This is a genomic window from Afifella sp. IM 167, assembly GCF_020144925.1.
GTDB lineage: Bacteria > Pseudomonadota > Alphaproteobacteria > Rhizobiales > Afifellaceae > Afifella.
Genome location: NZ_NSLC01000007.1, coordinates 103,960 through 117,058 on the forward strand (window position 1 = coordinate 103,960; position 13,099 = coordinate 117,058).

The 13,099-nt window shown below is 64.9% G+C and carries 13 protein-coding genes; 7 read left to right on the plus strand and 6 right to left on the minus strand.

The genetic code is table 11. The annotated features are described in order from the left end of the window. Positions 1-8 precede the first annotated feature (8 nt). The 5 genes from CLD20_RS13965 to CLD20_RS13985 form a co-directional block, all read right to left on the minus strand. Positions 9-1,322: a TRAP transporter large permease subunit gene (locus CLD20_RS13965; RefSeq protein WP_224407269.1), complete on the minus strand. Its 1,314-nt coding sequence runs from the start codon at positions 1,320-1,322 to the stop codon at positions 9-11. Further along, entirely contained in the window at positions 1,312-1,800 is a 489-nt protein-coding gene (locus CLD20_RS13970) for a TRAP transporter small permease subunit (protein ID WP_224407270.1), read from the minus strand. The genes CLD20_RS13965 and CLD20_RS13970 overlap by 11 nt, the downstream gene beginning before the upstream one ends. A gap of 85 nt (positions 1,801-1,885) precedes the next feature. Next, complete coding sequence (locus tag CLD20_RS13975) at positions 1,886-2,911, minus strand: TRAP transporter substrate-binding protein (protein ID WP_224407271.1); 1,026 nt, start codon at positions 2,909-2,911, stop codon at positions 1,886-1,888. A 119-nt stretch (positions 2,912-3,030) separates the two neighbouring features. Continuing rightward, positions 3,031-3,882 (minus strand): fumarylacetoacetate hydrolase family protein, encoded by an 852-nt coding sequence (locus CLD20_RS13980; protein ID WP_224407272.1) that lies wholly within the window; start codon positions 3,880-3,882, stop codon positions 3,031-3,033. 38 nt (positions 3,883-3,920) lie between these two features. Beyond that, positions 3,921-4,661: an SDR family NAD(P)-dependent oxidoreductase gene (locus CLD20_RS13985; RefSeq protein WP_224407273.1), complete on the minus strand. Its 741-nt coding sequence runs from the start codon at positions 4,659-4,661 to the stop codon at positions 3,921-3,923. Between the two features lie 293 nt (positions 4,662-4,954). On the opposite strand from CLD20_RS13985, the gene CLD20_RS13990 reads away from it, so the two are divergent. The 3 genes from CLD20_RS13990 to CLD20_RS14000 are packed head-to-tail and all read left to right on the plus strand — an operon-like array spanning position 4,955 to position 7,845. Beyond that, positions 4,955-6,106: an alpha-hydroxy acid oxidase gene (locus CLD20_RS13990; protein WP_224407274.1), complete on the plus strand. Its 1,152-nt coding sequence runs from the start codon at positions 4,955-4,957 to the stop codon at positions 6,104-6,106. A 23-nt stretch (positions 6,107-6,129) separates the two neighbouring features. Then, the gene (locus tag CLD20_RS13995) at positions 6,130-6,894 is read left to right on the plus strand and encodes an acetoacetate decarboxylase family protein (protein ID WP_224407275.1); all 765 of its coding nucleotides are present in this window, start codon (positions 6,130-6,132) and stop codon (positions 6,892-6,894) included. Positions 6,895-6,939: 45 nt separating this feature from the next. Next, on the plus strand, positions 6,940-7,845 hold the full coding sequence (locus CLD20_RS14000; protein WP_224407276.1) for an NAD(P)-dependent oxidoreductase: 906 nt from the start codon (positions 6,940-6,942) through the stop codon (positions 7,843-7,845). Positions 7,846-7,851: 6 nt separating this feature from the next. Here the strand turns inward: CLD20_RS14000 and CLD20_RS20410 are convergent, their stop codons facing one another. After that, on the minus strand, positions 7,852-8,211 hold the full coding sequence (locus CLD20_RS20410; RefSeq protein ID WP_370636902.1) for a DUF6538 domain-containing protein: 360 nt from the start codon (positions 8,209-8,211) through the stop codon (positions 7,852-7,854). Positions 8,212-9,067: 856 nt separating this feature from the next. Between CLD20_RS20410 and CLD20_RS14005 the strand changes: the two genes are divergently transcribed. The 4 genes from CLD20_RS14005 to CLD20_RS14020 all read left to right on the plus strand — a co-directional run bounded on the left by CLD20_RS14005 (position 9,068) and on the right by CLD20_RS14020 (position 13,042). Then, the gene (locus CLD20_RS14005) at positions 9,068-10,225 is read left to right on the plus strand and encodes a hypothetical protein (protein ID WP_224407277.1); all 1,158 of its coding nucleotides are present in this window, start codon (positions 9,068-9,070) and stop codon (positions 10,223-10,225) included. Between the two features lie 109 nt (positions 10,226-10,334). Further along, positions 10,335-10,667: a DUF6634 family protein gene (locus CLD20_RS14010; RefSeq protein ID WP_224407278.1), complete on the plus strand. Its 333-nt coding sequence runs from the start codon at positions 10,335-10,337 to the stop codon at positions 10,665-10,667. Then, positions 10,664-12,352 carry an AAA family ATPase gene (locus CLD20_RS14015; RefSeq protein ID WP_224407279.1) on the plus strand — a complete coding sequence of 563 codons (1,689 nt, stop codon included), beginning with the start codon at positions 10,664-10,666 and terminating at the stop codon, positions 12,350-12,352. The genes CLD20_RS14010 and CLD20_RS14015 overlap by 4 nt, the downstream gene beginning before the upstream one ends. A gap of 312 nt (positions 12,353-12,664) precedes the next feature. Further along, positions 12,665-13,042, plus strand: coding sequence for a hypothetical protein (locus CLD20_RS14020; protein ID WP_224407280.1), 378 nt, complete (start codon positions 12,665-12,667; stop codon positions 13,040-13,042). The last annotated feature ends 57 nt before the right edge of the window (positions 13,043-13,099 follow it).

The following is a 13,099-nucleotide window of genomic DNA, read 5'->3' on the forward strand; positions in this document are numbered from 1 at the left end:
GGGGCTGATCATTGCATCATGGCCGGCAGAAACTGGGTGAGCTGCGGAAAGAGCAGCACGATGGCGAGGCCCAGAACCTGAAGCATCACGAAAGGAATGACCGATCTGAAGATTTCCCCGAGCGTCACATCCGGCGGTGCCACGGCCTTCAGATAGAAGGCAGCCGGGCCAAACGGCGGCGTGAGGTAGGAGATCTGCATGTTCATGGTGAACAGTATCCCGAACCAGATCGGATCGAAGCCCAGATCCCTGATGATCGGAACGAAGATCGGCATGGTGAGGAGGGTAATGCCGATCCAGTCGATGAAGGCGCCGAGGACGATCAGGATCAGCATCATCACCACGACGATAGCGAGCGGCGGCAGCGGAAGATCGCTGATCATTCCCTGAAGGAACGAGGTGCCTCCTCCCAGCGTGTAGATGCCGACGAGCGCGGAGGCGCCGAAGAACACCCAGGTCAGCATCGCGACCGTGCTGCCGGTCTGCTTGAGGACGTCGGCCATCATCCCGAACGAGAACTTGCCGTTGATGAATACCAGGATCAGCGCGCCCAGGACGCCGATGCCAGCCGTCTCCGTCGGCGTTGCCACGCCGGTATAGAGCGAGCCGAGCACTACGCCGATGAGGAGGATCGGCAGGACAAGCGCCCTGCCGAGCGCCACCTTCTCGCCGAACGGCATATCGAGATCGGCCGCATCGGCGAGCGGGCCCTTTTCCGGCTGGAAGTAGCAGACGGCCATCACGTAGGCGATGTAGAGACCGGCAAGGAGCAGGCCTGGCAGCACCGCGGCAAGGAAGAGCTCGCCGATCGAGACCTGTGCGACCAGCCCGTAGACGATCAGAACGATACTCGGCGGCAGCAGGGTGCCGAGAGAGCCGCCGCTGCAGATGACGCCGAGGGCAAGTCTGCGGTCGTATTTGCGCGCCAGCATCGCGGGCAGGCAGACGAGGCCGAGGACGACGATCTCGGCGCCGATGATGCCGACCATGGCGGCAAGGATGGTCGAGGTCAGCAAGGTGCCGACGGCGAGCCCTCCCCTCAGCCGCCCCGACCAGACATGCAGGGCATGGAACAGGCGTTCCACGATGCCGGCCTTTTCCAGGAGGCAGCCCATCAGCACGAACATCGGAACGGCGATGAGGGCATAGTTGCCCATCAGCGTCAGCATCCGGCTCGGAATGAGGTAGAGCGCGTCCGGCCCATAGGTCGAAAGGATCAGGATGACCGCGGTCAGGCCGGTCGCGAATGCGAGCGGCATGCCGGTGACGAGAAGAACGAGCAGAATGCCCAGCGTCAGGAGGCTCAGCCACTCACCACTCACGGGCGATCCTCCCGATGGCGAGTTTCAGGCGGCTGGTGCATTCGAGGATCATCAGCGTGGCGCCGCACGGGATCGCCGCCTTCATGATCATGGGAGCGTGGGAGTTCCAGCCACCGCCCGAGGTTTCGCCGCTGCGAATGGCCGGAAGCGCCTGCTTGGCGCCATAGTAGACGACGACGGCGAGGAATATCATCGAAAGCAGGATCGCCACGACGTCCAGAACCATGCGCGCCCTCGAGGGCAGCGTCTGGTAGATCACGTCGATCCGCACATGCTTGTCTTCGCCAAGGACGTAGGCGCCGGCGAGAACGTAATGCACGGCGGCGATCGCGATGACGAGTTCCAGCCCCCAGACCGTGGGTGACTGGAAGAAATACCGCATCCCGACGTCGTAGACCGTAATGACGAAGACGGCGAAATAGGCGGCCATGGAGCCGTATTCGCCGAGCTTTCGGTTGAAGAGGCTTATGTATTCCACCGCGGTACCTTGGATGATGCGGGTTGCGAAGCTCGAAGAGCCGGCTCGCCGAAGCGAGCCGGCCAACGAGGGTCCCTCGCGAAGATCACTCCTCGATCAGGCCAATCTTCTTCATGTAGGCGAGCTGGCTATCGAGGGCCTTCTGGGCGAACGGGCTGCGCGTGGCGTAAGCCTTCCAGACATCGATGGCCGCGGCGCGGAACGTCTTCTTGTCCTCGTCGCTCCAGTCGATCAGCGTAACGCCCTCGGCGCGCAGCTTTTCGGCGGCTTCGGCGTCCTTCTTTGCCATGGTATCTGCCATGTCGTCGGCGAAGGCGCGTACCGCGTCCTTCAGCGTCTGCTGCAGCTCGGGCGTCAGCGAATCCCAGACCGCCTTGCGGATCGCGACGTCGGCGATCGACATCGAATGGACGCTCGGATAGATCGCGTATTTCGCGATGTCGTGGAAGCCGAGCTCCTCGTTCATCGACAGCGTGCCCCAGTCGGCTCCATCGACGACGCCCTTGTCGAGCGCGCTGTAGACCTCCGTGCCCGCCATTTCGATCGGGATCGCCCCGAAATGCGCGAAGACGTCGGAGAACATGCCCTTCGACATCCTGAGCTTCATGCCCTTGAACTCGGAGGGATGCTCGACCGGCTTCATCAGCGGGAGCGATTCCGCGCCCCAGGTGGTGATGCCGATCGGATAGAGGCCGAACGGCTCGTAGGCCTCCTGCAGGAGCTCCAGGCCGCCGTTTTCGTAGTGATAATCAAGCAGCTGCTGCGTCGTCTGGTAGGCGCCGACGAGGCCGCCCAGGATCGCGAAGCCCGGCTCGCGTCCGGTCCAGTAGGCAGGCGCGTTGTGTTCGCCGTCAAGCACGCCCATCTGCACCGCCTCGAGCGTCTCGGCGGTGCCGACAACCGCGTCGGCCGGCAGGGCGCGGATCTTGATCTGGCCGTTGGTCCGCTTGGCGACATCCTCGGCGAAGCGCTCGAAACTCTGCTGCGTCGCCGTTCCGGCCTGCCACAGGCTCTGGATCGACCAGTTGTAGTCCTGTGCCGCGGCAGGTCCCGCGAGCGGCGCCGCGGCGAACAAAGCGGCGGCCGCGATGGTCTTCAAAGTTTTTGTCATTTCTTTTTTCCTCCACATTCTCAGATTGCGGCCGCCGGGCAGCGCCAAGCGGCCATTGCTTTACCGTTCGGGCCGCACGCAAGGCGGCCCATTTCAGCTTCGCCTCTGTCTCGGGCCCGTCACGCGAGCGGGTTCGGCACCACTTTCTGGCGTTGCTGTCCAAGCCCGGCGATGCCGAGCTCGACCACGTCTCCGGGCTTCAGCCAGACGGGTTCGGGCTTCATGCCCATCCCGACGCCGGGCGGGGTGCCGGTTGCGATCACGTCGCCGGGCAGCAGCGTCATGCAGCGGCTGAGATCGGCGATGAGCGCGGCGACGGGGAAGACCATCTTGTCGGTATTGCCGGTCTGCATGCGCACGCCGTTGACGTCGAGCCACAGGTCGAGCTTGCCCGGATCGGGGATCTCGTCCGGCGTGACCAGCCACGGCCCGATGGGGCCGAAGGTGTCGCAGCCCTTGCCCTTCGCCCATTGCGTCGTCTCCATCTGGAAGGCGCGCTCGGAGACGTCGTTGAGGACGCAATAGCCGGCGATGAAGTCCGCCGCCCGCTCCTCGGACACGTTGCGGGCCGTGCGGCCGATCACGATGCCGAGCTCGACCTCCCAGTCGAGCTTCGTCGAGCCGACGGGCTGTATGGTGTCGTCATTGGGACCGCAGATTGCCGACGGCGCCTTCAGGAAGACGATCGGCCGCTGCGGAAGCGGCATCCCCGCCTCCGCGGCATGATCGGAATAGTTGAGGCCGATGCAGACATATTTGGAGATCCCCTCCCAGGGGACACCGAGCCGGCCGGGCGTCTCGACAACGGGAAAGTCGGTCAGGTCGAGATTGGCGATTTCGTCGAGGAGCCCGCCCTCGAACCGGGAGGAATGGAGATCGCCGACCTTTGCGGAGAGGTCCCGGACCGCTCCGTCGCGGTCGATCGCGCCGACCTTTTCCCTGCCGGGCTCGCCAAATCTCAAAAGTTTCATCGCAGAAATCCTCGTCCTTTCATCACATCAGCCCTTCATCAAATCAGCGTGGAGCCGCCATCGACGACAAGGCCGGCGCCGTTGACGTGACGCGCCTCATCGGACGCCAGGAAGGCGATGGCCGTCGCGACATCCTCCGGACGTGCGACCGGCGCCGCGTTCCCCCGCCGGACGCCGCCCTCGCTCTGGCGCTCGATGTTCTCGATCATGCGTCCCGCGATCGGCCCGGGGAGCACCGCGTTGACGCGCACGCCGCGGCCGCCCACGTCCAGCGCGGCAACCTTCGTCAGTCCAAGGACGGCGTGCTTGCTCGCGACATAGCCCGCGAGCCCGCCGCGTCCGCGGATCGCCGAGGTGGAGGCGACGTTGACGACGCTGCCGTGACCGCGGGCGATCATGTGCGGGAGGATGGCCTGCATGGCGAGGAAGACGCCCTTGACGTTGACGGCCATGACGCGATCGAAAGCGTCCTCCGGATAGGTGACGATCGGCTCGACCGCCCCTTCGATGCCGGCGCTGTTGACCAGGATCGTCACCGCGCCGAGGCTGCCCTCGACCGTGTCGATCGCGGCCGCGAGGGCTTCGGCCTCTGTCACGTCCACTGCCAGCGCAATGCCGCGCCCGCCAGTCGCCTCGATCTCGGAAAGGGTGCGCCGCGCGCCTTCAAGGCTGCTGTCGAGCAGGGCCACCGCGATGCCCTTGCCGGCGAACCGAAGCGCGGTGGCGCGGCCGAGATCGCCGCCCCCGCCGACAACGACCGCTATGGCTGGGACCGCCATGGCTGGGACCGCTATGGCTGGATCGCCTTGCGGCGGCATGATGTCCTCCCGTCGCCGCGTTTGTCCCACGGCCATGAATGTATTTTGCATATCCTGTACGCCAGATGTTGCGCCGTCAAGCCCGAGTCTCTTCGGGTTCCCCTACCGTCTCCATCCTGCCGTTCGGTTCCCCCTGCCCTGTTTCCAAGCGTTTCGGCCACGATCGACCGTGCGAGACCGCAGCTTGACAGGCGGGCTCCAAACGTACTTTACATCCAAAAGACATTCATTATCGAGGCTGGTGACGAGCGCGCATGAATATCGACCGAACCGTCACTGCGGTGGAGGATTTGAGGATCCTGGCGCGCCGCCGCGTGCCGCGCATGTTCTATGACTATGTCGATTCCGGCTCGTGGAGCGAGACGACCTATCGGGCGAACGCGCGCGACATGTCGGATTGGGGTTTCAGGCAGCGTGTCGCGGTGAACATCGAGGGGCGCTCGACCGCCACGACGCTTTTGGGAGAGCCCGCGGCCATGCCGCTCGCCCTCGCGCCTGCGGGCCTTGCGGGGATGCAATGCGCCGACGGAGAGATCCTCGCCGCACGGGCCGCCCTGGCTTTCGGCGTTCCCTTCACCCTGTCGACGATGAGCGTGTGCTCCATCGAGGATGTCGCGGAGGCGACGCGGCGCCCCTTCTGGTTCCAGCTCTACATGATGAAGGACCGCAAATTCATGGGCGATCTCATCGATCGCGCCAAGGCGGCCGGCTGCTCGGCGCTCGTCCTCACCCTCGACCTGCCGGTCCAGGGGCAGCGCCACAAGGACATCAAGAACGGCCTGTCGACCCCGCCCAAGCTAACCATCGCCAACCTCGTCAACCTCCTGACCAAGCCGCGCTGGTGCTGGGGCATGCTGCGCACCAAAAGGCGCACCTTCGGCAACATCGTTGGTCACGCGCCGGACATACACGACACCAGTTCGATGGCGCTGTGGGTCAGCGAGCAGTTCGACCAGACACTCGACTGGGAAGCGGTCGACTGGGTGAAGGCGCGCTGGGGCGGCAAGCTGATCCTCAAGGGAATCATGGACCCCGAAGACGCGCGCCATGCCGTGAGCGCCGGCGCCGACGCCATCGTCGTATCCAACCATGGCGGCCGCCAGCTCGATGGAGCGCCCGCCAGCATCCATGCTCTGCCCGCCATCATCGACGCCGTCGGCAACGAGACGGAGGTCCATTTCGACAGCGGCGTGCGCTCAGGCCAGGATGTCTTCCGGGCGGTCGCCCTCGGGGCCCGGGGGGCGCATATCGGCCGGGCCTACATGTACGGCCTCGGCGCGCTCGGCGAGGATGGCGTGGCGCGCTGCCTCAGCATCATCAAGAAAGAGCTCGATCTCACCATGGCCCTGTGTGGCGTGCGCAAGGTCGAGGAGATCACGCGCGACACGATCGTCCCGCGCAACTGAGACGCCGAAGAAGGAGGAACGCAATGTTCGGCAATTTCAAGCTTTACCCCAAGAGCGGGGTGAACCCGCACCATTCGCCGGCCTATCCGCTCGAATGGGACTGCACGCTGCGCACCGTCGAGGTGGTGACCCGCGTGGATCCGGCGAAGATCGACGCGATGCTGGAGGGAAGCGGCTTCGAGCGCGTCAATGATCGCGTCGCCTTTCGCTTCATGCTGTCGCCCGGCCATACGCTCTCGCTGCACAAGGGCGCGATGTTCGACCTGATGATCACCGTCGCGGTGCGCTACCAGGATCTTTTCACCCAGACTCACATCTACATGTATTGCAGCGATCCGATCGGCATGGTCGCCGGGCGCGAGCTGTTCGGCTATACCAAGAAGGACTGCACCTACCAGTTCGACGAGGACGCCTTCGGCACGACCCGCGGCTGGGTCAATCGCCGCGGCTTCCAGCTCGCCGAGTTCACCTTCGTGCCGGACGAAACGGCCCCGATCGTGCGTCTGGTCGACGGCGACGAGCAGCCGGGCGGCGAAATCCACGTGCGCCGCCTGCCCCACCCCGAGCGCCCCGAGCCGGCCTATGAGGACGTCGTCTACCGTCTCACCCCGCTCGACTATTCCGCCCCGCTCGCCGGCAAGATCGACCTCAAGCTCTATCCGTCGGAATTCGACCCGATCGCGGACCTCGAGCCCGAGATTCTCGGTGCGCATTTCATGGCATCGCGGGTCTATGCCGGCGGGTTCGAGCTGGAGGATCGCCGCCTTCTGAAGCGTTTGACGCCCTGATCGCGATTGAGGCCGCGCGAGATTGAAAGCAGAGGACGACGGCGCATGAAGGTTCTGGTGTTCGGCGCGGCGGGCTTCGTCGGCCGTCGGCTCGTGGCCGAGCTCACCCGGGCGCAGGTCGCGGTCGTCGGCGCCGATGTGGAAACGGCCAGGGATTCGGTGTCCTCGCCGATCCACGCGATCGATGTGAGCGAGCGCCAGGCCGTCGCTTCCCTCGTCGCCGAGATCCGGCCCGACGTGATCGTGAATCTGGCCTATGCGACCGGCGACGCGCTTGAGGCCGATCTCGATCGCTCGACGCGCATCAACGTCAACGGTCATCTCCACGTTCTCGATGCCGCCCGCGATTGTGGCGTCGCGCGCGTCGTCTATTCGAGCTCGATCGCCGCCTACGGCACGGATCAGTCCGTCTATGGCGATCGCCAAATCACCGAAAGCGATTCCTGCCCGCTCGAGGCGCACGGCACCACCTACGGGGCAATGAAGGCCTTCAACGACTTCATCGCCCGGCGCGTGCGCGCCGAAAGCGCTGTCGAGACATGCGGCGTGCGCCTCAGCATCGTCTTCGGGCCCGGCCGCCGCCACGGCTTCACGGCCTGGACGTCGCACATGCTCGAGCCGGCGCGCGGCGACGCAATCCATATCCCCGTCGCCCCCGACGATCCCATGAGCCTTGTCTCGGCCGCAGATGCCGCCCGCCTTCTTGCGCTTGCGGTACGAAGCCCGACCTCGCTCCCTCCCATCCTCAATTCAGGCGGCTACCGCGTCACGGCACGGGCCCTCGTGGAGGAGATCGCGAAGATCGAGCCGCGTCTCCATTTCCACTTCAGCGAAACGCCTGCGGCACCCATCTTCGTCAACAACGTCTCGGGCGCGCTCGCCGAACATGCCCTTGGCTTTCGGCTCCAGCCTCTCCCAACGGCGCTCAGAGCCGAAATGGCCGGGCAGTGATCCCGGCTACATCCATGACGGGAAGCATATCCCTGGCGAGCTGATCGTTGTTCCCGCCACTTCCGAATATAACTTGCGCCTTTGCTCTTGATTAGTCGCTTCCTGGGACGCCTTCGAGGGCTCCGGAGGCAGTTCGTCGCGCGTTTCGTCGCCCTCGCTCATTTCGCCGCCCCTCGCCTTCAGGGCGAGAAATGCGGATTCCGCCCTTCCAGCGAGCAAACGCGCCTGGCTTTGGGCCTCGCGTGTTGTCGCAGTGCCGATCGGAATGCGGATCGGCGTGGGGCCGAGAACCGGCTCCAGATCACGCGGCACGCGAATCTGGAACCTCCGGCCATCCCGAATTGGGCCGCGGCGGGCGAGATGCATCCTTCGCTCATGGATGCATTGGCGGATATCAAAAACCCGAATCCGCGAAATTCTGCACTTTTATCAATGGCGTGAGGGTGGCGGAGAGGAAGGGAACCTCTCCCAAAACATACCCAAGTCTTTGATGCAGAAGTGGAATTTTTCGCGACTGGGTACACAAACGGGTACATTCTGTCAACAGAATGGGCTTTTTGGGGTGCTCCCGGAGGCCTTTTTGAACGGGGTCGCTTGCCGCCTCAGGCGGCCGATATAGCCCCTGATCGGCACCGCTGAACTCCTGGCCGGGGCGGCACCTCCTCCCCTTCGGAACCCTTCACGGCGTGCCCGTTAACCATGTACGGAATTTCGAGCTCACAACTCAAACGAGTACTGCCAGGGTGGCGGCGCTCTCGATGACGGGAGCGAAATGAGCGGCCACCGGCGCTGCTGGAACAGCACCGATGGCCTGACCACACAAGCAATTGGAGTGCTTGCAATGGCTGATCGCCGTCCTAGCCCGAGATGGGCCTTTCTCGAAATACCCTTGTCGCTCACGCGCTCGTCACAGCGTCCGCCGGCGGCGTCGCCCGGTGCGGCGCGCCTGACGTAGCTTTCCCTTTGATCTGACGATCGGGAAGAGCGGCTGGCCGACGGCTGACGCTCAGCGGATTTTCTCGGACATTGCGGATGCCCCTTCCATCCGTCCGCCTCGGCGGCCGGGACCGGCGGCGGTTGCGCATGTCCGGGTGATCTCCGCTGCGGACACCATCACCCTGTCCGCGGGGGCTTCCGTGTCCCCGGCCCTCGCGGCGCCAGCCGTCTGCTGGCCGCTCTCCCGATCGTCTTCCTTCCACACCGCACTTCAAGGAAGACACCCATGTCGGAAATCATTTCCACCACCGCCAACGAAACTGCAGCGTCCAATGATCTTGCCGAGGAAGCGGCAGCCCGCCCCGAGGCTGAAGCCGCACCGGCCATGGAGGAAGCGGCACCGGCCGCGACCGGCGCTTCCGAAGCCCAGCCGGACGGGGCACCCACCGGCACCGAGGCCGAGGCCGGGAACGAACCGGCAGGCGGGGTTCTCAACCTCAGCGCCGAAGATCTGGTGCCGACCATGTGCTCCGGCGCCGACCTCGGCAGTCTCAGCGTGATCCGCAGGCTGGACGCGATGTCCGGCCCACTCTCGGCACGCTCCGCAGAGAACCTGGTCGGCACTGCCCGTGCTTTCGTCGTGCCGTTCCGCAAGTTCGAAGCGCTGCGCGAATTCGGCGTGAGGTCCGGTGAGGCGGTGACCTACATTCTGGTCGGCCGCAAAGACGGGGAGACGCTCTCCTATGTCGGCGAGACCGCCGACATCATGAGACGCCTGGACCGGCACAAGCACGACAAGCAGAAAGCGTTCGCCGAAATGGTCTTTGTCGTCACCTCGAAGAGCGGCCTGAACTCCAAGGATCTGGCGCGCCACCGGCAGGCGAAGTACGCGGCCCTCATCGCGGCTTCCGGCCGCGCGAAGCTGGTGGGAGCTCCTCCCGAGGCGGCAGAGCTTCCGCCCGTCTTCGCCGCCGTCGCCGATCCGTTACTGGACCAGGAGCGTCCGCTCCTTTGGGACCTCGGCTGCCCCCTGCTGGAGCCCTCACTCCGTCATCCGGCGCTCGGCATCGTCGATGCAGAGGCTGCCGATCCCACCTTCATCTCTCCGGAACAGGCCAAGCGTCCGATGATGGAGCTCGCCTACGCCGATCTCTTCGCGCGCGGGCTTGAGTGCGACAATCTCTTCATCGTGCTTCCGGGCTCCGAAGTCCGCGTTCTCGGCGAGAACGGCAATGAAGAGAGCTCCGTCAGAACCCGCCGGGCGATCCTTGAGAAGCGCGGCGTTCTGACCCCGATCCCCGGCGTGAGCGACCGGCAGCGGCTTAATTCCGCAGTGGCCTTCTGGTCGAAGTCGATCGCGGCTCGCGTGCTCGCAGGCTCGCACGTCCCGAGCAATGTCTGGCGCCCGATCCACCCGTGGAGGTCGCTCGAAGTCGTCGAGTAAGCCGGGCCGAGTCTCAGAACTCCCCAACATTCCACAGCACGAGAACAGAACCGGACCGGCACGCCGGTCCGGCAGGAACAACTCGTCTCGCCTTCCAAGGAAAAGACCAATGCATATCCTCGAACCGCAGGGCTTCACCACCCCGATCGGCCGCGATCTTGAGCGTGCGGAGGGCCTCGTCAACGATCTTCGTGCCTTGCATGAAGGCCGAATTCCGACACCGCAGGACCTCGTCGATGCCCCGATGATCGACAGATGGTCCTTCGTCACCATACCCGCCACGGCGCTCATCGGTCACGTCTTTGGTCATCCGCTTCTCGGCACCCGCGAAGTCCTGACTTCGGCTGTCTGGGTCGCTACGCCCGGACATGGATTCGTCAGGACGCTGTCGCGCTACTACCGCCTCGGCCTCCCGGCCGCGGAGAGGGAGACCGGCTCATGAGCGACGACAAGAAAGAGAAGAAAAGCGCGCTTGCCGACTTCGCGAGGCGTCCCGGTCCTGACGGCGATGACGACGACCCGCCTTCCCCGGTGTGGCCGGATCCAGATCCTGAAGGACGGGAAAGGCGAGAGCGAAGATGGTTCCGGCGCGAGAAAGCCGCGAAGGAACGGCGGCATCTTCCCGACCTCGCCGAGCTGATCTTGGGCATGACCTTCTTCGGCAACGACCTTCCCGCCGACGTCCAGACGTGGGCCGAACGCGTCTACGCACTCATCCCGGAAGACGACCGCGACGATCATCAGGCGCTGCGCGAGCACCTGATCATCCTTACGGTTTCCGCGAGCCTCGACGATCTCACCGATGCGTCCGAAGCCTTCCGACGAGCCGGGAAGCTGAAACGCATCAACGCATCAGAGGCCGCAATGCGGCTCGACTACTATCGCGCCTGCGTTGGCGACCGGCACACGCCATGGCGGATTGCCGGAGAGGCGATCTCGCGCGCGCATGACCGAAAAACGCCGCAGGACCAGGCGCTCGACTATGCGGTCGCCGCGGTCGGCTGGTTGCTCCATGCCGGGCGTTACGAGCCGCTTTCCGCCGACCGGCTCGCCCGGCAGCCGTCCCGGCCGCGATCGAGCTTCCGGGCCGACGCGACCGATCTTGGCCTCGATCTCCTGGAGCGCATTCTCAACGAACGCAAGCGGCGTCTCTACCGGCGCGTGGAGGCCTATTTCAAGCGGCTCTACGAGCCGGACAGGGTCGGCATGTCATCGCCGCCCGATACCGGTGAGGCCGGAGCTGGCGACCTCAAGCCGGGAGATCCGGGCGCCATCGTCTTCCGGGCCGTCGGCAATGTGGAGACCTCGCAGCGCGTGGCGCGGGAGTTCTCCCGCCTCCTGAACAAGAGGCTGCGGCTTGCCCGACGACCGGATCTCACGACCGTCTCAAAAGCTCTCGCCGATGAGTTTCCACATGCCGCGGAAATCATTTCCGCGATCCTTTCCGAGCTCGTCCCTCTCGACATTGTCCGGCTCCGGCCGATCCTTCTGGTCGGCGAGCCCGGCGCGGGGAAGACGCGTTTCGCCGAGCGGCTTTGCGATGCGCTCAGTCTTCCGCACGAGACCTACTCCTGCGGCGGGGTTGCTGATGCCGCGCTCGGCGGAACGGCAAGGCGCTGGATGTCGGCGGAGCCTTCTCTTCCGGTGAGCCTGATCCGTCGTCTCCGGCACGCATCGCCTGGGATCATTCTCGATGAGATCGAGAAAGTGGGCACCGGACGTCACAACGGCAACGCCCTCGATGCCTTGTTGCCTATGCTTGAACCGCTGTCGGCAGCGCACTGGCACGATCCGTACATTCAGTCGCCAGTCGACCTCTCCCATGTGGTCTGGATCGCAACCGCGAACGAGCTCCGAAGCCTTCCGGGGCCGCTGAGAGATCGTTTCCGGGTGTTTCGCTTCCCGGAGCCGGGACCTGAGCATCTCGTTCCCTTGGCGGAACGACTGATGGCGGAGATCATCGTCGAGTGCGGACTGGACCGGCGGTGGGCGATCCCGCTGGATGGCGAGGAGCTGGCGGCGTTGCAGGCGGCGTGGCCCGGCGGCTCCGTCCGCGTCCTTCGGCGGCTGGTAGAGCGGCTCCTCATGGCGCGTGACAGATGGAAGGCGGAAGAGGAAGTGCAGTGACCGGCGTGTCCCACCGGCAGCATGTGCCCCCTGCCGAGGCGGGGTCCACTGGACGGAAGGAGAACGACCGTGCCGACCGGTGAGGCACCAAACGACGCAGCTGCTCTTCCCGGTCGGTTGTCTCCTGTGTTGGGTCGTCGTCGCCTGTTCGGAAATGGCGAACTCGCTGGAGAGGGGCGCGTGACGCCAGCAGGCGGGAAATCCGGAGGGGACCGGCGGGCATCCCTTATCCCGGGAGAAACATCCGAGCTCTTCCCCTGTGCGTCACCGGCTCGGGTCGCATGAGATCGCCACGCGACCTAAGCTGGCGCCATGAGAAAGCCGAAGCCACGCCGCCCGGAGCAGAAGGAAAAGCAGCGCGCCTACCGCGCCCGACAGAAGGCGGACCGGATTCCCTCGCGCGATGACGTCGCCCGCATCGTCCTGCACTGGGCTATCACCGGCGCTCTGGAGCCCGGCCAGGAGAAGCAGCTGACCGGCCTGCGCAATATGGTGATCGAACGCCTTGTCGAGCAGGAATTCTCCGAGGAAGGAGCACGGTGCCGTTTCGACGAGATCGTAGCTCGCTACGAGGACGGCTGGGACTTCCGGCCAAACCCCATCTTCGGCGTGTCATTCACGGGATTCCCGACGACGAACTGCCATGATTCCCCCCATTACTACCTGAAACGGCGTTACCGAGATCTTTGATTCAAGAGGAAACGGCGTTGCAGGACTCCGGTCCCTATTCTCCAGGCGCCATAGTGA

Bases quoted from the DNA above. Each gene is read 5' to 3' on its own strand.
- CLD20_RS14020 (WP_224407280.1), top strand. From the start codon at position 12,665: ATGAGAAAGCCGAAGCCACGCCGCCCGGAGCAGAAGGAAAAGCAGCGC.
- CLD20_RS14000 (WP_224407276.1), top strand. From the start codon at position 6,940: ATGAAGGTTCTGGTGTTCGGCGCGGCGGGCTTCGTCGGCCGTCGGCTC.
- CLD20_RS14015 (WP_224407279.1), top strand. From the start codon at position 10,664: ATGAGCGACGACAAGAAAGAGAAGAAAAGCGCGCTTGCCGACTTCGCG.
- CLD20_RS14010 (WP_224407278.1), top strand. From the start codon at position 10,335: ATGCATATCCTCGAACCGCAGGGCTTCACCACCCCGATCGGCCGCGAT.
- CLD20_RS20410 (WP_370636902.1), bottom strand. From the start codon at position 8,211: ATGCATCTCGCCCGCCGCGGCCCAATTCGGGATGGCCGGAGGTTCCAG.
- CLD20_RS13995 (WP_224407275.1), top strand. From the start codon at position 6,130: ATGTTCGGCAATTTCAAGCTTTACCCCAAGAGCGGGGTGAACCCGCAC.
- CLD20_RS13990 (WP_224407274.1), top strand. From the start codon at position 4,955: ATGAATATCGACCGAACCGTCACTGCGGTGGAGGATTTGAGGATCCTG.
- CLD20_RS13985 (WP_224407273.1), bottom strand. From the start codon at position 4,661: ATGGCGGTCCCAGCCATAGCGGTCGTTGTCGGCGGGGGCGGCGATCTC.
- CLD20_RS13980 (WP_224407272.1), bottom strand. From the start codon at position 3,882: ATGAAACTTTTGAGATTTGGCGAGCCCGGCAGGGAAAAGGTCGGCGCG.
- CLD20_RS14005 (WP_224407277.1), top strand. From the start codon at position 9,068: ATGTCGGAAATCATTTCCACCACCGCCAACGAAACTGCAGCGTCCAAT.
- CLD20_RS13975 (WP_224407271.1), bottom strand. From the start codon at position 2,911: ATGACAAAAACTTTGAAGACCATCGCGGCCGCCGCTTTGTTCGCCGCG.